The organism is Ruegeria sp. G5 (genome assembly GCF_056533365.1).
Window position 1 is genome coordinate 142511 of the sequence record NZ_JBQFOK010000008.1, and the last position, 15683, is coordinate 158193.

Here is a 15683-nt window from a genome sequence, read left to right on the forward strand (position 1 = left end):
TCTATCGTACCTCAACCGGTAAGGCATCGTCGCGACATTCCCAGCCGACTTGCTCAAGTTCCGGTGTATCCGACAGTGTTTCGGGAATGCCGATGCAGAAATAGCCGATCAGCCGCCAGTTTTCGCGCACCGCCAGATCACGAGCCATCTGGTCCGGGTCCAGAATGGACACCCAGCCCAGCCCCAGCCCTTCGGCCCGAAGTGCCAGCCAGAACAGGGTTACGGCAGAAACCACGGAATAGCGCCGCATCTCAGGCATCGTGCCAGCACCAAGCCCTTGCCCCTTGTCGGTCGCATCATCGCAGAACACGGCAAGCTGCACAGGTGCTTCTTGCATGCCTGAGAGTTTGAGGCGGCTGTAAAGCTGCGCCTTTTCGCCGGAATAGCCTTCGAGGGCTTGCGCATTGGTCGTTTGAAAATTCCTCAGCGCCGCGTTACGCGCGGCTTCGCTTTGGACACGGATCACGCGCCAGGGTTCGCTTAGCCCGACAGATGGGGCAAGACGAAACGCATCGAGGCAGCGCGTCAGCACTGCCTCGTCAATCGCGTCGGTGCGGAACCGACGCACATCGCGCCGGAGCCGCAGCAACAGGTCAAACTGCGTGCGAAAATCGTCGGTGAAAGTCTGATCCCGCACGCGCTTGCCTACTTATTCTTCAGCAGCCACTTCTTCAGCCGGTGCAGCAGCAGCTTCTGCCGCCTCAGCAGCCTTGGCCGCTTTCTCTTCCGCGCGCTCCTGAGCTTTCTTGCCAGGGGTACCCTTGTTGGGGTTGTTACGCTCGGCCTTGTCGCGAGTGCCGGCAGCTTCCAGCATACGTGCGATACGGTCGGTAGGCTGAGCGCCCTGATCCAGCCAGTACTGAACACGTTCCATGTTCATTTTCACGCGCTCTTCGCTGTCTTTGGGCAGCAGCGGGTTGTAGGTGCCCAGTTTCTCGATGAAACGGCCGTCGCGGGGCATACGGCTGTCAGCCGCAACGATGCGATAGAAGGGACGTTTTTTCGAGCCGCCGCGGGCGAGACGAATTTTCATTGCCATTGTGGTATCTCCTTTGGATGGCGTGACTGGGACATGCCCAGTTATTCTTGGTATTCGTGGAACCGGAGGGTCACTCTTGATGTTTCCGGTGATGTCGGATGACTTCCTGAATGATGAAGTTCAGGAAAGCCTTGGCGAAATCAGGGTCCAGATCGGCCTGTTGCGCCAGGTCTTCTAACCGCGCGATCTGCGCGGCTTCGCGCGTGGGATCGGACGGGGGAAGGTCGTGTTCGGCCTTGAGCTTGCCAACGGCCTGCGTGTGCTTGAACCGCTCGCCCAGCGTATAGACAAGGATCGCGTCCAGCCGGTCGATGCTTTCGCGATGCTCTTTCAGCACCGCGGCTGCCTGTGTCACGGGGTCGTTCATGCGTAGGCCTCCATGCCGCCATTCACCAGATCGCCCGGCGCAGGGTGACGCCAGATTTCGGTGATGCCGAATTTCGGGTGGTCATAAATGTAGTCGAACGCCGCACCTAAACGTTTGGCTACGGCCTTGCTGGCGTTGTTTTGCGGGTCGATCAGCGAAATCGCGGTATCCCAGCCCAGAACGTCATAAGCATGTGCGCGGGCGGCCTTGGCAGCCTCGGTTGCATAACCCTTGCCAGTGGCATCGTTCATCAAGGTCCAACCAACTTCACGCTCGGGCCAGGCTTCGGGAAACCAAAGTCCAACACGCCCTACATATGTGCCGGTGTCTTTTTCCTCGACGCCCCAGAAGCCAAAGCCGCGAATGGCCCAATGTCCCAACAGCATGGCGATCGACCGCCATGTCTCATCCCGCCGCAACGGGCCGCCGACAAAGCGGGACGCGTCGCTGGCAAAGAACGCGGCATCCGCGTCAAGATCAGCCTCGGACGGCGCGCGCAGGACCAGGCGCTCGGTCTCAAGCCGGGTGATATGTTGGTCGAGCAAGCTCACTTTTTCTTCCCGAACCCGCTAAGACCCGGAGGCAGAGCCATGCCGCCGCCCATTCCGGGCATGCCACCGGGCATCTTGCCCATGGCCTTAGCCGCCTGTTCCAGCGCCTTGGGGTCCATGCCTGCGGCCATGTCCTCAGGCGAGGGGCCGTCTTTGCCGAACATGCCCTTCATGGCCTGTTTCAGCATCTTGCCTTTGCCCATCTTGCCCATTTTTTTCATCATGTCCGACATCTGCCGGTGCATCTTGAGCAGCTTGTTGAGGTCGCTGACCTCCATCCCCGAACCCACTGCAATGCGTTTCTTACGGCTGGCTTGCAACAGCTGCGGGTTGGCGCGTTCGCGTTTGGTCATGGATTGGATCATGGCGATCTGCTGGCGCAGGATCTTGTCGTCCAGACCGGCCTGATCCATCTGCTTGGCCATTTTGTTCATGCCCGGCATCATACCCATCATGCCCTGCATGCCGCCCATCTGGATCATCTGCTCCAGCTGCATTTTCAGGTCGTTCATGTTGAACTGACCTTTGACCATGCGCTTCATCATGCGCTCGGTCTGTTCCATCTCCATCGTTTCCTGGGCTTTTTCGACCAGAGCAACGATGTCGCCCATGCCCAGAATACGACCGGCGATCCGGTCCGGCTCGAAGGTTTCCAGCGCGTCCATCTTCTCGCCCAGACCGACAAAGCGAATGGGCTTGCCAGTAACCGCGCGCATCGACAGGGCCGCACCACCGCGCCCGTCACCATCCATCCGGGTCAAGACCACGCCTGAGATGCCGACCTTGGCGTCGAATTCCTCGGCCACCTCAACGGCGACCTGACCGGTCAGGCCGTCGACCACCAGCAGGGTTTCACGCGGGTCGACCACGTTGCGGACCTGCTCGACCTCGTCCATCAGGACTTCGTCGATATGAAGACGGCCCGCGGTATCGAGCATGTAGACGTCATAGCCACCCAGCGTCGCCTGCTGCTTCGCGCGTTTGGCGATGTCGACGGGTTTCTGGCCGGGAACGATCGGCAGGGTGTCAACGCCGACCTGAGTGCCAAGAACCGCCAGCTGATCCATCGCCGCAGGGCGATAGACGTCGAGCGAGGCCATCAGAACCTTTTTGCCCTCTTTCTCCTTCAGACGCTTGGCCAGCTTACCGGTGGTCGTCGTCTTACCCGAGCCCTGCAGACCGACCATCAGGATCGGGGCAGGCGGGTTGTCGATCTTCAGCTTGCCGGGGTCTTCCTCACCGCGCAGGGTATCGACCAGCGCGTCATGCACGATCTTGACGACCTGCTGGCCGGGGGTAATCGACTTGGTGACCGCCTGACCGGTCGCCTGTTCCTGAACCTTCTTGACGAATTCGCGGGCCACCGGCAGCGAGACGTCAGCCTCAAGCAGGGCAACGCGAACCTCGCGCAGGGCGGTTTTGACGTCTTCTTCGGACAGCGCGCCTTGTTTTGTCAGCCGGTCAAAGACGCCGGAAAGGCGTTCGGATAGATTTTCAAACATGCCTTCGGCCTCCTTAGCCGGTTATCTGGTGGCGCCTCCTAGATAGGATGCGTCGGTTAAATGCACAAACGCCCCCACGGGCGAAACTCGCTGGTGGGGGGCGATCCCTGAACGACTCAAGGGACCGGAAGGTCATACGCTTCCGGATGTTTGCGTGGGCTTTAGGCTGATTGATTGTCAGAGTCAACCATGCGGGCTGGAAGCCAGTTATTGACCGCATCGACCAATCGTTGTGCACCGTGCCCGCTGACATAGGCGCTCACAATCGGGTGGCGACCGGCGCTCATGCCTTTGTCCATCACCAAAACGGGCCTGTGCATGTCGGTCGAGCCGTTATCGTTGCGCGACGTCGTCGTTTCGACCTCGGCGTGCGACAGGTTCGAGAGTACATGTTCGACAGTGTCATAGCCAAAGACTGATTGGCGGCGGATCAGAATGCTATTGTCGCGCCGGTCCAATATGACCTGAACGCGCCGTACAAAGACGCAAAATGCAGCAAAACCCATGCCGCCACCGAACAAGGCAAAGACGAGACCGAACAGAATCCCTTCGCCGCCTTCGCCGGCCAGAAAAAGACCAGCCGCCACAAATGCAAGAATGAAGACAATCAGCATAAAACCGATAAGCCAGGGTGTATTGGACAGGATCAGTTGATTTGGCGTATTGCGCGTAACTTTCATGCTGGCACGCTAACACCGAATACAAAACCTGTCGTGACTTGAATTTACTTGTCGGTTACGCGATGAGCGCGACAAACAGGAGGACCTTATGGACGCATCATCGGCTTTTCAGGATAGTTTGCCGCTCAGCTCGGATGCATTGTTGGCTCAGCTGGAAGACTGGGGGTTGGCCTACCGTCTGCATACCCATATCCCGCTACGCACAGTTGAAGATGCCAAAGGGGTTGAAGACCAGTTCATGGTGCCGGGTGAAAACGCGCTGCGGCTCAAGAACCTCTATTTGCGAGACAAGAAAAAGCGAAATTATCTGGTGACGCTGGAGCAGAGCCGTGAAATCGACCTCAAGGTTCTTGCCGCTGAGTTGGGCGCTGGCAACCTGTCTTTTGGGTCTGCTGATCGTCTATTGCAGAATCTGGGCATCCGACCCGGTGCGGTCAGTCCGCTTGCGATGATCAACGGGGTCGATAACGGGGTTCAGTTCTTTATGGATGCGCAGGCGCAGCGCGCTGATGTCATCTATATGCATCCACTGGTGAATGACCGGACGGTGGCGATGTCTCGCGACGATTTTATGGCATATTTTGAACGGATCGGTGCTGCAGTAAACTGGCTTACCTGATCATTCCTCAAGCGCCTCTTTCAACGCTGCGGCCACGTGCGCGGCAGAAGGGTTGACGAACAGATGGCCGTCGGCCTCGAATACGGGGTCGTCCAGATGCTTGGGAAACGCCAATGGTAATTCGGTGCAGGCCAAAAGAATGGCCGTGCCTGGCTCTGCGTGCCGATTGCAAAAATCCAGCAACCGTGCATGGGCCGAGATGGACGCGCCGCCGTAGAAATCTGTATCGATCATCGCCTGCATCTCGGCAATGTCCGGGTCTGGAAGGCGTGCGTTTGCTTTAACACCCAAGTCGGCCAGTGTGTTGGCGTAGTGATTGGCCTCCATCGTAACGGTCGTGCCCAAAACCAGAGCGGTTGAAGCCCCGGTCGATGCAGTCACCGCCGCGGTGGCGTCGAAAATACTAAGAATGGGCATTGTGACACCAATGCGGATCGCATGCAGCCGCGCGTGCGGGGTGTTCGATGCGATGATGCCGAAATCGCAGTCCGCGCGCTCTAAAGTTAATAAAGCCTGACGGAACACTTCGTCGAACGCGGCCCAGCTGCCCTCGTCGCCAGCGGCGCCGCGCAAGGCACGGGTTTTGGCCTGTGTCACAGATTCGATCGTTATCGGTGGGACCGGTAAGGGCGAGCTGTGTCCAAGCTGTGCAAAATGGCGACCTGAACCCTCGGCAATCGCCCGATAGTAATCTACGGTCGAGGCCCAGCCTACACCGCCCAGAATGCCGATCTTTTTCATTGGAAACGTCCAGCCTGCTTAAGTCATCTAAGATGCAGACTGAACGTTTCAGAGGGCGCAGGTCAATCAGGCAGCAAGTTCTGAGACGGCATTTTGCGCTTTGGCCAACGTTCCAGGCGCATCAAGGGCCATTTGGTCGGCTGCGATGACTTCAACTTTGTGGATGCCGATAAAACCCAGAACGTGTTTGGCATAGTTGGTTGCGAAATCAATTTCAGAACCAACTGCTGTACCGCCTGATGCGATGGCCAGAACGGCCCGCTTACCTTCTAGCAGGCCTTTTGGACCGTCTTCTGTATACGAGAAAGTCAGCCCGGCACGGGCCACAAGATCAATCCAGGCCTTGAATGCCGCCGGGACAGAAAAATTGTAGATGGGCAGGCCAATTACGATGGTGTCGGCTTGCTGCAGCTCGTCCACAAGCGTGTCCGACAAAGACAGATGGCCACGCTGCACATCGTCCCGTTGGTCTGCGGGCGTGAAATTGGCGTTGATCCAGTCTTCGGTCAGCAGAGGTAAAGGAGAGGCCAGATCGCGGCGGATGATACGTTCGGCGCCCAGGTGTTTGACAATGCGGTCTGACAGGTCACGGGTGGCGGAGCCTTCGCGGCGCGCCGAGGCGTCGATATGCAGAATGGTGTTGGTCATCTGTTTGCGTCCTTTGAAGGTTTGAATTTGCGTCTCGCCTCAATATGAAAGTTGCGCTGACGAACAAAACTCTGATAAGCCAACAGCTAGTGTTAAAATTTGCACAATGGAAATGATGCAATGGATAATTGGGACGAAGTCAGAACAGCCTATCAGGTTGCGCGAATGGGCACTGTAAGTGGTGCGGCGGATGTGTTGGGCGTCCACCATGCAACTGTTATTCGCCACATTGACGCGATCGAGGCGCGCTTGGGGGTTAAGCTGTTCCAGCGGCATGCCAGAGGGTACACCCCCACCGAAGCGGGTGAGGATCTTTTGCGCGTGGCACAGGCCACCGAGGATCAGTTTAACCAGCTTGTCGGGCGTATGAAGGGACGTGGCGACGATGTCTCGGGCGAGCTGGTCGTAACGTCCTTGTCGTCGCTGGCCCCGCTGGTCGTTCCAGTCCTGAGCGAGTTTCAACGCCTGCACCCTGAGTTGATCGTGCGCTACTTGACGGGTGATCGCCTGTTCCGGCTTGAATATGGCGAGGCGCATGTGGCGATCCGCGCGGGTTCCGCTCCGGATCAGCCGGACAACGTGGTGCAGCCATTCATCACGCAAGAGGTGGGGCTATATGCCAGTGCCGGGTATATTGAACGGCACGGTAAGCCCTCCGGAATTGAGGATTTTCCAAACCATTTCTTCGTGAGCACCGATGACGAAAACAGCCGTGCGCCGTTTTCACGCTGGTTGCGCCAGACCGTTCCGGCAGACAGGATCACCTTCCGCTGCACCAATAACTTCTGCATCAGCGAGGCCGTTCTTTCGGGCGCGGGTATCGGGTTTATGGCGCGCTGGGAAGCTGCTCGGGATGATAACCTTGTCGAGGTGATTGACCCGATGCCCGAATGGTTCGGCAACCTTTGGCTGGTCACCCATGTGGACCTTCATCGAACCACAAAGGTGCAAGCGTTTCTGACATATCTGAAAGAACAGGCCAAAGGTTGGCTTCCATGAGCCCCGAAGCTCGCGGCCACGCGGCGATGCTGGCTTTTTCGGCCCTCGTCGCAGGCAGCTTTTCCTTAGGGTCCCTGATTGCCAACGAAATTTCCCCCGAGGCGGTGACGGCCGCACGGTTCGCAATCGCCGCGATCGTCATCGGCGTTGCGGCAATGATGACGACGGGCGTGCCGCGCAGCGCAGCGCAAGCACCGTGGCGCTACCTTGTTCTGGGTGGCCTGTTCGGGGCCTATTTTGTTTTGATGTTTCACGGTCTGAAAACCGCCCCTCCTGTTAGCGCGGCGGCCGTGTTTACCCTAACCCCGGTTCTGTCGGCAATCGCCGGGTGGGTTTTGTTGCGGCAAGTCACGACTTCGCGCATGGCGGCGGCTTTGGCGATAGGGGCAGTTGGGGCTTTGTGGGTTATTTTCCGGGCTGATTGGCAGGCATTCACAGCTTTCCAGATCGACACCGGTGAAATCATCTATTTCTGGGGCTGCGTTGCACATGCCGTGTACACGCCAATGGTGCGCAAGCTGAACCGAGGAGAGCCTGCCGTCGTTTTCAGCTTTGGCACCATGGTTGCCGGGTGTTTGCTTTTGACGCTTTATGCGTGGTCCGACATTTGGGACACGGATTGGGCCAACTTGCCTATGATTGTTTGGATCGGGCTGTTTTACCTTTCCATTTTTGCGACCGCTGCCAGCTTTGTTCTGGTGCAATATTCGGCGCTGCGCCTGCCATCTGCCAAGGTGATGGCTTACACTTACCTTGTGCCCAGCTGGGTTATCCTGTGGGAAATCGCGCTTGGAAACGGGGCACCGGTTGCTTTGGTTCTGGTGGGCGTTTTGCTGACCTGCGTCGCCCTGCTGATGCTGTTACGACCCGAAGGGCAGGGCCAGAAAGGCTAGGGTTCTAACAGTCTTGAGGCAGATCAATGTAGACATATTCGAGTTTCGATATGCCTGAAGGTGAGGAGGAACTCACCATGTATAAACACATCATGTTTCCCGTCGATCTGCACTTGCCGCCCGAAGTGCGCAAAGCCGCAGATGTGGCCGCCGAGATCGCCAAGTGGCAAGGGGCTAAAATTACGGTCGTCAGCGTGACCGGGATTCAAGGCACCGATCCGGTTCAGACACATGAAGAATTCAGTGCAGAACTAAAGGCCTTCGCCGACGAGTTGGCCGAGACCAGCGGTAGCGAGGTCGCGTTCCGCAACATCCATTCGGTCGATGTAGGGGCAGAAGTTGATGGTGACCTGACCCGCGCTGCGGAAGAGATCGGCGCAGACCTAGTTGTGGTCGGCACTCATGCCCCAAGGATCATGGATTACATCTTTTCAAGCCACGCCGGGTATCTGGCAAGACATGCAAGTATGTCGGTGTTCGTAGTCCGCTGACCGCTTAGTCAGGGTTTTCGGGCAGCTCGGTTTCCAAAAACCGTTCGAACGCGTCCAGGTTGACGGGTTCGAACTGCCCAAAGCCCTGCATCCATACCGACGCGGCACGCAGGGCGTCTGGTTCCAGCTTGCACCATTTCACACGCCCGCGTTTTTCCTGAGAAATCAATCCGGCCCTGGTAAGGATCACCAGATGTTTCGAGATCGCCGCCAGCGACATCTCGAACGGATCGGCTACGTCTGTTACAGCCATATCATCCTCGAGCAGCATCGCCAGGATGGCGCGGCGCGTGGGATCGGCGAGTGCCGCGAAGACAGTGTCGAGATCGTTGGACATGTCACCGCTGAACCACAGCGGTTCAGTTTGGTCAACCATTTGGTTGAATATCGGGATTCAGTGCAGTTCAGGTAATTGGCGCGCCCACCCTGTAGGTAGCTCTTTTCGATTTCATGATATTTCTCATTAAAAACAATGATTTGACATGCGGCAATTCGGGCGTCCTAGACCGTTGACTCTGTCAGGCCTGACGCTTAGCACCTACCCCAAGACTGTGCGAGGAAAACGCCCGTGACCGATGACGACCAAAAGCAGCGTATGGCGCAGCTTGAGGCCAAGATCGAAGCGGCGAAAAAGGCCAAAGAGCCCCAAGCCCGCGCAGATGCTGACATATCCGGCGGCGAGCTTGCCTGGAGGATGGTCATCGAAATGGTATCCGGTCTGGGGATCGGATTTGGCATCGGATACGGGCTGGACAGCCTGCTCGGGACGATCCCGATCTTTCTGGTGCTGTTCACATTGCTGGGCCTTGTCGCGGGCGTGAAGGTTATGCTCCGCAGCGCGAAAGAGGTTCAAGAGAAACAAGCGGCAGCGACGGCTGCCGAGAAGGACGAGAGGGACTGAACGTGGCAACTGAGACCACCGCAGCAGAAGGCAGCAGCCTGGTATTCCACCCGATGGACCAGTTCATCGTCAAACCTTTGTTCGGCGACGGTGCAGTGGGCATGTTCACCATCACAAACGTGACACTGTGGCTGTTCTTTGCGGTACTGGCCGTTGCAGCGCTGCTGGTTCTGCCGACTTCCAAGCGCGCAATCGTTCCAAGCCGGATGCAATCCGTTGCAGAACTGGCATACGGGTTCATCTACAAGATGCTCGAAGACATCTGTGGTAAGGAAGGCGTTAAGTACTTCCCTTACGTCATGACGCTGTTCATGTTCATCGTTACCGCGAACTTCCTGGGGCTGATCCCGACGTCGTTCACCACCACATCGCATTTCGCCGTGACCATTCCGTTGGCTCTGGCAGTGTTCCTGACCGTGACTGTGCTGGGCTTCGTCAAAAACGGCGCGGGTTTCCTGAGCCTGTTCTGGGTGTCTAGCGCCCCGCTGGCACTGCGGCCTATTCTGGCGATTATCGAGCTGATCTCGTACTTCGTGCGCCCGGTCAGCCACTCTATTCGTCTCGCCGGTAACGTCATGGCCGGACACGCTGTGATCAAGGTTTTCGCGGGTTTTGCCGCAGTTGCCGTGATCTCGCCCGTGTCGGTTCTGGCGATCACCGCAATGTATGGTCTTGAGGTCCTGGTGGCCTTTATCCAGGCCTACGTATTCACCATTCTGACCTGTGTTTACCTCAAGGACGCTCTGCATCCGCATCACTGATTGGGTCTTGCACCCGACACAGGAACGATAACCCAACATCGAAACTTCCAATTCGTAAGGAGATACATCATGGAAGGCGATCTCGCACACATCGGCGCAGGCCTGGCAGCAATCGGTTCCGGCGCAGCCGCAATCGGGGTGGGCAACGTTGCAGGCAACTTCCTGGCCGGCGCCCTGCGCAACCCTTCGGCGGCTGCTTCGCAGACCGCAACCCTCTTCATCGGTATCGCATTCGCAGAAGCGCTGGGCATCTTCGCATTCCTGGTCTCGCTGCTGCTGATGTTCGCCGTCTAATCTGCGGAACCTGATCCTTACGCGCAGGTGGGCCCAAGCCATAGCGGCCCACCTGTTGTAAAGACAACGTTCCGACGGAGGACATCATGGCGACTGAACCCCTAGCCAAAGAAGTAGCAGGTACCTGTGTCGACTCGCATGGCTCTGCCATCGGGATGCCTCAGCTCTGCTTCGATTGGTTCCCCAACCAGATTTTCTGGCTGGTCATTACGCTGGTCGTCATCTTTCTGGTCCTGTCTCGCGTGGCTCTGCCCCGCATCGCGGCAATCCTGGCTGAACGTCAGGGGACCATTACAAATGACCTGGCTGCGGCCGAAGATCTGAAGGCCAAGGCGGTCGAGGCCGAAGAGGCCTATAACAAGGCGCTGGCCGATGCCCGTGCCGAAGCGCAGCGTATCGCTGCCGAAGCACGTGCTGAAATCCAGTCTGGTCTGGATGACGCGATTGCCAAGGCGGACGCAGAAATCGCTGCAAAGGCGGCTGAATCGGAGAAGGCAATTGCCGACATCCGTGCCGGTGCGCTGGAAAGCATTCAAGTGGTTGCCAAGGATACGGCGGCTGAACTGGTCACCGCGCTGGGCGGCGAGGCGGATGCCAAAGCCATCGACAGTGCAATTGACGCGCAGATGAAAGGATAAGTGACATGCGGAATACTATTGCCCTTATCCTGACCCTCGGCGTTGCCAGCCCCGCGCTGGCCGCAAGCGGCCCGTTCTTCTCTCTTGGCAACACAGACTTTGTGGTCCTTTTGGGCTTTATCGTCTTCATCGCGGTCCTGTTCTACTTCAAGGTCCCCGGCATGATCGGTGGCGCATTGGACAACCGCGCAGCAGGCATCCAGTCGGAACTGGACGAAGCCCGCGCTCTGCACGAAGAAGCGCGCGGCCTGCTGGCCTCGTACGAGCGCAAACAGCGCGAAGTGCAAGGGCAGGCGGACGCCATCGTGGCGGCTGCCAAAGAAGACGCGGCAATGGCAGCAGAACAAGCCAAAGTCGATCTGGAGAAATCCATTGCACGCCGTTTGGCCGCTGCACAGGATCAGATCGCGTCGGCTGAAGCATCGGCTGTCAAAGAAGTGCGCGACCAGGCGATCTCGGTTGCTGTGTCGGCTGCCAATGCGGTCCTGGCCAAGCAGATGACGGCCACTCAGGCCAACAAACTCATCGACGCATCCATCGCGGATGTGGGTGAGAAACTGCACTGAGTTGCGAAAAATTCTTACGAGAAACCCGGCCGCCGAGCCGGGTTTTTTGTTTTTACATCCCTTTAACGCAGCCGTTCAGAAAAGATGTCCGAGTAGTCGCTTGAGGCTTCGAAGACGCCGGGTAGTTTATCAAGCACGGCGTCAATTGGGTCGTAGACTTGGGACGCCTTTGCAAGGATGTCTTCGGGTATAGATTTGCGCGCACGTTCAACGCGTGCAGGTAGGGTGAATTTGAGGCCCAAGAAGTCCTCGACGATGGGCTGCGCGCTCCAAATGGCTTCGTAATTCAGGCATAAGACTGGTGCATCCTCGAATGTCGCCCATTGCCGAACCTGTTCGGCTTGGTTGAGAACATCGCGCTGAAACAGATCTTCGATGGGGCCAGTGGCACTCAGGTGCTCAAAATGCTCATTCACCCAATCCCGCCCGAACCTGTCCAACGCAGAATAGACCGATAGCGCCGAGTCTTTCGAAGACCCAAAACAAAACAAGGTTTTCACATTTGATTTGTCTTTGAGTGCCGTCGGGAAGTCGTGCGTTTTTACAATTGTTCCCGGTGCCAGTTCAGCGACGGCAAGGCGTTTCTCAAATGCTGATTTGGATTTGCGGGGCCAGTAGCGCTTTTTATTGGCGGTTCGCAACGCATCGAACACGAGTGTGCTACCGGATCGCCCATTGCTGGCGACGACTATGCATGGACCAGTCTGTGTTCTGAAGCTGGGGAAGAGATTGCGCATTGCGATACCGTTTTTTAGTGCAACTTTAGTGACCAGCGCGTTGTCGCTCGCCATGGGACGAGTAACTGCCAACTCCACCCAATGTCCAGTTCCCGTCAGGTATCTGTCATGGCTTATTAGCGGCCGAACGCCTCGGCCACAAAAGCGATGCGACTAGGACAAGGCAAATTTCGATCGCAAATGTCCAATGGTTTAAAAAGGACAAAATCCAATGGGAATGGGTGGCCTGTACCTCTACCAAAGGCCGAGCATAGTTCGAAAACGGCCAAGCCCATGCGACGTTGCCGACAACACTGTCCAGTGCCAAATGCACCAGACCTCCTGCACCAAAGAAAGCCAAAACGGTCCCCGCATGTGTTTGAAAAGCCCTTAACAGCAGGCCCAACAGGACTATGCCAACCCAAATGGCCGGCCGATGTGTGAGGTATGAATGGTGATGATGAGCGCCTTGATCCACGAAATAAAACCAAAGCATGTCCACATCTGGAATAACGGCTCCGATCATTGCAGCTGCAAAAGCGGCGCGACCAATGTTTGGTGCGGTTGCGCGAAAAAAGAGATATGCGCCCGGAAGGTGCCCGATGAACATTTGATCTAGTTGGTCTCGTGGTCCAGCCGCTGCTGTGCGATGGCTTCGTTTCGGATCGCTTTCTGGTGATCTTCCATGCACTGGCCCACGAAACTGAGGTGTTTATGCACTGCGTCGCGGGCGCCTTCGGGGTCTCTCGCCTGTAGCGCTGTGTTGATGGCCCGATGCTGATCCAGGATCGCGGATCGGGTGGTGCGTTGGCTGAACATAACCTGGCGGTTGTAGAAAACCCCTTGTCGCAGCAGGTCGAACATCGACCGCATCATATGAAGCATGACGACGTTGTGGCTGGCCTCGATGATCGCCATGTGAAACTGGGCGTCCAGGTTGGCTTCGGCGTCGGTGGCATTGCGGGCATGGGCGGCTTCCATCTTGTCGAAAATGGCCTGCACAACCTTTAGGTCGCTGTTCGATCCAAGGCGCGCCGCGCGCTCGGCGGCCAACCCTTCCATGTCGCGGCGGAAAGAGAGGTAGTCTGATACTGCTTCTTCGTGGCTGCCGAAAAGCCGGATCAAAGCCGGGGAAAAAGCGGACCCCAAAACCTCGGCCACGTAGATACCTGAGCCTGCTTTGGCGCTCAGCAGACCCTGTTCCTGCAACTCCGATATAGCTTCCCGTAATGAGGGGCGCGAAACACCCAGCCGTTCGGCCAATTCGCGTTCGGCGGGCAATCGTTCCCCGGGGCGCAGAATGCCACGCAAAATCAGCAGCTCAATCTGTCGCACCACCGCAATAGATAGTTTTTCGGTTTGGATTTTTTGAAAGGGCATACGGACACTTTGCAGAATTGGTCAAATCATATGACCACGGATTGCGGGTCGGTTCAAGGATGCGCGGCCATACAGTCGCGAAAAAAGGTCAATAACATTGACATTAATTTTCGAGCCACTAGGCTGCGGACGAATTGGAGGAGCCCAATGTCAATGCAAGCCCTGTTCGCAACACGTGCATCCCGGATGAAAGCGTCTGAAATCCGCGAATTATTAAAGCTGTTGGACCAGCCGGACATTGTTTCGTTTGCAGGTGGCATCCCCGATCCTGCGTTGTTCCCGGCCGAGCCATTTGCACAGGCATTCCAGTCTTCATTAGACGCCGGTCGGCAAGCACAAGCGTTGCAGTACTCGGTCAGCGAAGGGTTTGGTCATCTTCGTGAATGGCTGGTTGATCACATGCGGGACATTGGCGTTGCCTGCACTGTCGACAACATTTTGATCACGTCAGGGTCACAGCAAGCGCTGGACTATCTGGGTAAGCTGTTTCTCTCGCCTGGCGACACCGCGTTGGTTGGGTGGCCCACATATCTGGGTGCGATCAACGCCTTTGACGCGTATGAGCCGCGTTTTGATCGGCTGATTTTGAATGGAAATCGGGGCGCTCGCGAATACGCTGAGGCCGCGAAGAAGGGGCAGGTCAAGTTCGCCTACCTCTCACCGGATTTTGCCAACCCGACCGGTGAGACCGTGGATTTGCGCGGGCGCGAGACCTTGCTGGATTTGGCGGATGAGCTGAACATCGCGGTGATCGAGGATGGGGCGTATCAAGCCCTGCGCTATGACGGCGATGCTATTCCCCCGGTCCTTGCGCTGGAACAGGCGCGAAAAGGTGGGATTGAGGAGTGTCGAACGATTTATTGCGGCAGTTTTTCCAAGACACTTTCGCCGGGCCTTCGGGTCGGATGGGTTGTGGCAGCCGCGCCGATCATCTCGCGGCTTGTTCTGGTCAAACAGGCCGCAGACCTGCATTCGGCGACAATCAATCAAATGGCGATCAACGACGTCGCGCGCAGCTGTTTTGACACGCATATTCCGATGATCCGCAAAACCTATGGTGCGCGCCGGGATGCGATGCTGGTCGCGCTGCTGGAACATATGCCTGATGGAGTCGAGTGGACCAGACCTGAAGGCGGTATGTTCATCTGGTTGACTCTGCCGCAGGGTGTTGACGGGGCCGACTTGTTGGCCCGGGCTCTGGCAACGGTCAAGCTGGCTTTTGTACCGGGGCGGGCGTTTTTTCCGGATGGTTCGGGTGCCAATACGATCCGGTTGAGCTTTTCGAACTCGGATGAAGACACGATCCGCGAGGGTATTCGTCGCCTGGGCGACGTTCTTCGCAACCAACCAGCAGAAAGAAACCGTTAACCATTCTTAGCCCATACTGTGGCCATGATCCGGTATTTGTCTTTGCTGTTGTTGGCTGCCTGCTCGGCCGGTACGCCTCATTTTCGCGAGGTACCTGCGACCCGCGTGGCGGTGAATGGCAGTGTTTTCGACGTGCGGATACGCGGTTATCTGGCAGAGGCCGTGCGTATCAACACCCAATACGCTCCACGTCTTGGGCCAATCCGTGACCGGGCGGCTTTGGCGATGGCGCAAGTTTCAGGTTGCCCGATCTTAGATGTTCTGGGGGATGCAGCCGTGACAGTTGGCGTGTTGGGCTGTGACGGCAAGGCTGGCGAACGTCTGTTACTGACAGCCATCGCCCGACCGAACTATGAATGTATAGATACGGGCCTTTTCGACCGTAGCGGCGATGATTATGGCTATCAGGTCTTTGAGTGTACGCCCTACTGACCTACGCGTTTTTCCGCGTATTTTGGCAAGATGTTGTGGATAAGTTTGCCCAATATCCCATATCCTGCGCAACTCCGTTGACTCGGGACCAATCCGT

Annotated in this window: 23 protein-coding genes; 11 read left to right on the top strand and 12 right to left on the bottom strand. The window is 57.2% G+C overall.

Annotated elements, in window-relative coordinates:
- Position 1: 1 nt before the first annotated feature.
- The 6 genes from bluB to ACR0BD_RS14735 all read right to left on the bottom strand — a co-directional run bounded on the left by bluB (position 2) and on the right by ACR0BD_RS14735 (position 4139).
- Positions 2–637: a 5,6-dimethylbenzimidazole synthase gene (gene bluB / locus ACR0BD_RS14710; RefSeq protein ID WP_480831552.1), complete on the bottom strand. Its 636-nt coding sequence runs from the start codon at positions 635–637 to the stop codon at positions 2–4.
- Positions 638–649: 12 nt separating this feature from the next.
- Positions 650–1039 (bottom strand): 30S ribosomal protein S16, encoded by a 390-nt coding sequence (gene rpsP / locus ACR0BD_RS14715; protein WP_480698654.1) that lies wholly within the window; start codon positions 1037–1039, stop codon positions 650–652.
- Positions 1040–1109: 70 nt separating this feature from the next.
- The gene (locus ACR0BD_RS14720) at positions 1110–1406 is read right to left on the bottom strand and encodes a chorismate mutase (RefSeq protein WP_480831554.1); all 297 of its coding nucleotides are present in this window, start codon (positions 1404–1406) and stop codon (positions 1110–1112) included.
- Entirely contained in the window at positions 1403–1957 is a 555-nt protein-coding gene (locus tag ACR0BD_RS14725) for a GNAT family N-acetyltransferase (RefSeq protein ID WP_480831555.1), read from the bottom strand. Before ACR0BD_RS14725 ends, ACR0BD_RS14720 begins: the two co-directional genes overlap by 4 nt.
- Complete coding sequence (gene ffh, locus ACR0BD_RS14730; RefSeq protein WP_480831557.1) at positions 1954–3459, bottom strand: signal recognition particle protein; 1506 nt, start codon at positions 3457–3459, stop codon at positions 1954–1956. Before ffh ends, ACR0BD_RS14725 begins: the two co-directional genes overlap by 4 nt.
- 161 nt (positions 3460–3620) lie before the next feature.
- Positions 3621–4139, bottom strand: coding sequence for a hypothetical protein (locus ACR0BD_RS14735; protein ID WP_480831559.1), 519 nt, complete (start codon positions 4137–4139; stop codon positions 3621–3623).
- An 88-nt stretch (positions 4140–4227) separates the two neighbouring features.
- Between ACR0BD_RS14735 and ACR0BD_RS14740 the strand changes: the two genes are divergently transcribed.
- Positions 4228–4758 (top strand): prolyl-tRNA synthetase associated domain-containing protein, encoded by a 531-nt coding sequence (locus tag ACR0BD_RS14740; protein ID WP_480831561.1) that lies wholly within the window; start codon positions 4228–4230, stop codon positions 4756–4758.
- On the opposite strand, the gene ACR0BD_RS14745 is transcribed toward ACR0BD_RS14740, so the two are convergent.
- Together ACR0BD_RS14745 and ACR0BD_RS14750 are read right to left on the bottom strand one after the other, a co-directional pair.
- Positions 4759–5499 carry an aspartate/glutamate racemase family protein gene (locus tag ACR0BD_RS14745; RefSeq protein ID WP_480831563.1) on the bottom strand — a complete coding sequence of 247 codons (741 nt, stop codon included), beginning with the start codon at positions 5497–5499 and terminating at the stop codon, positions 4759–4761.
- A gap of 66 nt (positions 5500–5565) precedes the next feature.
- Complete coding sequence (locus ACR0BD_RS14750) at positions 5566–6147, bottom strand: FMN-dependent NADH-azoreductase (protein ID WP_480831565.1); 582 nt, start codon at positions 6145–6147, stop codon at positions 5566–5568.
- A 120-nt stretch (positions 6148–6267) separates the two neighbouring features.
- Here ACR0BD_RS14750 and ACR0BD_RS14755 point away from each other — a divergent pair, with 120 nt between their 5' ends.
- From ACR0BD_RS14755 to ACR0BD_RS14765, 3 genes are all read left to right on the top strand, one after another.
- The gene (locus ACR0BD_RS14755) at positions 6268–7146 is read left to right on the top strand and encodes a LysR family transcriptional regulator (protein ID WP_480698641.1); all 879 of its coding nucleotides are present in this window, start codon (positions 6268–6270) and stop codon (positions 7144–7146) included.
- Positions 7143–8039, top strand: a complete 897-nt coding sequence (locus ACR0BD_RS14760) for a DMT family transporter (protein WP_480831568.1) — start codon at positions 7143–7145, stop codon at positions 8037–8039. Before ACR0BD_RS14755 ends, ACR0BD_RS14760 begins: the two co-directional genes overlap by 4 nt.
- A 77-nt stretch (positions 8040–8116) precedes the next feature.
- The gene (locus tag ACR0BD_RS14765; RefSeq protein WP_480831570.1) at positions 8117–8530 is read left to right on the top strand and encodes a universal stress protein; all 414 of its coding nucleotides are present in this window, start codon (positions 8117–8119) and stop codon (positions 8528–8530) included.
- A 4-nt stretch (positions 8531–8534) separates the two neighbouring features.
- Here the strand turns inward: ACR0BD_RS14765 and ACR0BD_RS14770 are convergent, their stop codons facing one another.
- On the bottom strand, positions 8535–8867 hold the full coding sequence (locus ACR0BD_RS14770) for an ArsR/SmtB family transcription factor (protein WP_480698902.1): 333 nt from the start codon (positions 8865–8867) through the stop codon (positions 8535–8537).
- A gap of 231 nt (positions 8868–9098) precedes the next feature.
- Here ACR0BD_RS14770 and ACR0BD_RS14775 point away from each other — a divergent pair, with 231 nt between their 5' ends.
- From ACR0BD_RS14775 to ACR0BD_RS14795, 5 genes are all read left to right on the top strand, one after another.
- Positions 9099–9431, top strand: a complete 333-nt coding sequence (locus ACR0BD_RS14775) for an AtpZ/AtpI family protein (RefSeq protein WP_480698635.1) — start codon at positions 9099–9101, stop codon at positions 9429–9431.
- Between the two features lie 2 nt (positions 9432–9433).
- Positions 9434–10192, top strand: coding sequence for a F0F1 ATP synthase subunit A (locus tag ACR0BD_RS14780; protein ID WP_480698633.1), 759 nt, complete (start codon positions 9434–9436; stop codon positions 10190–10192).
- A 69-nt stretch (positions 10193–10261) separates the two neighbouring features.
- Positions 10262–10486 (top strand): F0F1 ATP synthase subunit C, encoded by a 225-nt coding sequence (locus ACR0BD_RS14785; RefSeq protein WP_005981269.1) that lies wholly within the window; start codon positions 10262–10264, stop codon positions 10484–10486.
- A gap of 86 nt (positions 10487–10572) precedes the next feature.
- Entirely contained in the window at positions 10573–11124 is a 552-nt protein-coding gene (locus ACR0BD_RS14790; RefSeq protein WP_171364534.1) for a F0F1 ATP synthase subunit B', read from the top strand.
- Positions 11125–11129: 5 nt separating this feature from the next.
- Positions 11130–11690, top strand: coding sequence for a F0F1 ATP synthase subunit B (locus ACR0BD_RS14795; protein WP_480831573.1), 561 nt, complete (start codon positions 11130–11132; stop codon positions 11688–11690).
- 62 nt (positions 11691–11752) lie between these two features.
- Here ACR0BD_RS14795 and ACR0BD_RS14800 read toward each other — a convergent pair whose 3' ends face one another.
- The 3 genes from ACR0BD_RS14800 to ACR0BD_RS14810 are packed head-to-tail and all read right to left on the bottom strand — an operon-like array spanning position 11753 to position 13786.
- A complete protein-coding gene (locus tag ACR0BD_RS14800) occupies positions 11753–12481 on the bottom strand; it encodes a hypothetical protein (protein WP_480831575.1) in 729 nt (242 codons plus the stop codon).
- A gap of 52 nt (positions 12482–12533) precedes the next feature.
- Positions 12534–13016 carry a metal-dependent hydrolase gene (locus tag ACR0BD_RS14805; RefSeq protein WP_480831576.1) on the bottom strand — a complete coding sequence of 161 codons (483 nt, stop codon included), beginning with the start codon at positions 13014–13016 and terminating at the stop codon, positions 12534–12536.
- A gap of 5 nt (positions 13017–13021) precedes the next feature.
- Positions 13022–13786 carry an FCD domain-containing protein gene (locus tag ACR0BD_RS14810; RefSeq protein ID WP_480698626.1) on the bottom strand — a complete coding sequence of 255 codons (765 nt, stop codon included), beginning with the start codon at positions 13784–13786 and terminating at the stop codon, positions 13022–13024.
- A 147-nt stretch (positions 13787–13933) separates the two neighbouring features.
- On the opposite strand from ACR0BD_RS14810, the gene ACR0BD_RS14815 reads away from it, so the two are divergent.
- Both ACR0BD_RS14815 and ACR0BD_RS14820 read left to right on the top strand, forming a co-directional pair.
- A complete protein-coding gene (locus ACR0BD_RS14815; RefSeq protein ID WP_480831578.1) occupies positions 13934–15154 on the top strand; it encodes an aminotransferase-like domain-containing protein in 1221 nt (406 codons plus the stop codon).
- A gap of 24 nt (positions 15155–15178) precedes the next feature.
- Positions 15179–15586, top strand: coding sequence for a hypothetical protein (locus tag ACR0BD_RS14820; RefSeq protein WP_480831580.1), 408 nt, complete (start codon positions 15179–15181; stop codon positions 15584–15586).
- Positions 15587–15683 lie beyond the last annotated feature (97 nt).

Excerpts from the sequence above, each read along its gene's own strand:
- ACR0BD_RS14770 (WP_480698902.1), bottom strand. The coding sequence starts at position 8,867 with ATGTCCAACGATCTCGACACTGTCTTCGCGGCACTCGCCGATCCCACG.
- ACR0BD_RS14765 (WP_480831570.1), top strand. The coding sequence starts at position 8,117 with ATGTATAAACACATCATGTTTCCCGTCGATCTGCACTTGCCGCCCGAA.
- ACR0BD_RS14790 (WP_171364534.1), top strand. The coding sequence starts at position 10,573 with ATGGCGACTGAACCCCTAGCCAAAGAAGTAGCAGGTACCTGTGTCGAC.
- rpsP (WP_480698654.1), bottom strand. The coding sequence starts at position 1,039 with ATGGCAATGAAAATTCGTCTCGCCCGCGGCGGCTCGAAAAAACGTCCC.
- ACR0BD_RS14805 (WP_480831576.1), bottom strand. The coding sequence starts at position 13,016 with ATGTTCATCGGGCACCTTCCGGGCGCATATCTCTTTTTTCGCGCAACC.
- ACR0BD_RS14720 (WP_480831554.1), bottom strand. The coding sequence starts at position 1,406 with ATGAACGACCCCGTGACACAGGCAGCCGCGGTGCTGAAAGAGCATCGC.
- ACR0BD_RS14750 (WP_480831565.1), bottom strand. The coding sequence starts at position 6,147 with ATGACCAACACCATTCTGCATATCGACGCCTCGGCGCGCCGCGAAGGC.
- ACR0BD_RS14820 (WP_480831580.1), top strand. The coding sequence starts at position 15,179 with ATGATCCGGTATTTGTCTTTGCTGTTGTTGGCTGCCTGCTCGGCCGGT.
- ACR0BD_RS14755 (WP_480698641.1), top strand. The coding sequence starts at position 6,268 with ATGGATAATTGGGACGAAGTCAGAACAGCCTATCAGGTTGCGCGAATG.
- ACR0BD_RS14740 (WP_480831561.1), top strand. The coding sequence starts at position 4,228 with ATGGACGCATCATCGGCTTTTCAGGATAGTTTGCCGCTCAGCTCGGAT.
- ACR0BD_RS14800 (WP_480831575.1), bottom strand. The coding sequence starts at position 12,481 with ATGGCGAGCGACAACGCGCTGGTCACTAAAGTTGCACTAAAAAACGGT.
- ACR0BD_RS14760 (WP_480831568.1), top strand. The coding sequence starts at position 7,143 with ATGAGCCCCGAAGCTCGCGGCCACGCGGCGATGCTGGCTTTTTCGGCC.
- ACR0BD_RS14745 (WP_480831563.1), bottom strand. The coding sequence starts at position 5,499 with ATGAAAAAGATCGGCATTCTGGGCGGTGTAGGCTGGGCCTCGACCGTA.
- ACR0BD_RS14815 (WP_480831578.1), top strand. The coding sequence starts at position 13,934 with ATGTCAATGCAAGCCCTGTTCGCAACACGTGCATCCCGGATGAAAGCG.
- ACR0BD_RS14810 (WP_480698626.1), bottom strand. The coding sequence starts at position 13,786 with ATGCCCTTTCAAAAAATCCAAACCGAAAAACTATCTATTGCGGTGGTG.
- ACR0BD_RS14795 (WP_480831573.1), top strand. The coding sequence starts at position 11,130 with ATGCGGAATACTATTGCCCTTATCCTGACCCTCGGCGTTGCCAGCCCC.
- ACR0BD_RS14785 (WP_005981269.1), top strand. The coding sequence starts at position 10,262 with ATGGAAGGCGATCTCGCACACATCGGCGCAGGCCTGGCAGCAATCGGT.
- ACR0BD_RS14735 (WP_480831559.1), bottom strand. The coding sequence starts at position 4,139 with ATGAAAGTTACGCGCAATACGCCAAATCAACTGATCCTGTCCAATACA.
- ffh (WP_480831557.1), bottom strand. The coding sequence starts at position 3,459 with ATGTTTGAAAATCTATCCGAACGCCTTTCCGGCGTCTTTGACCGGCTG.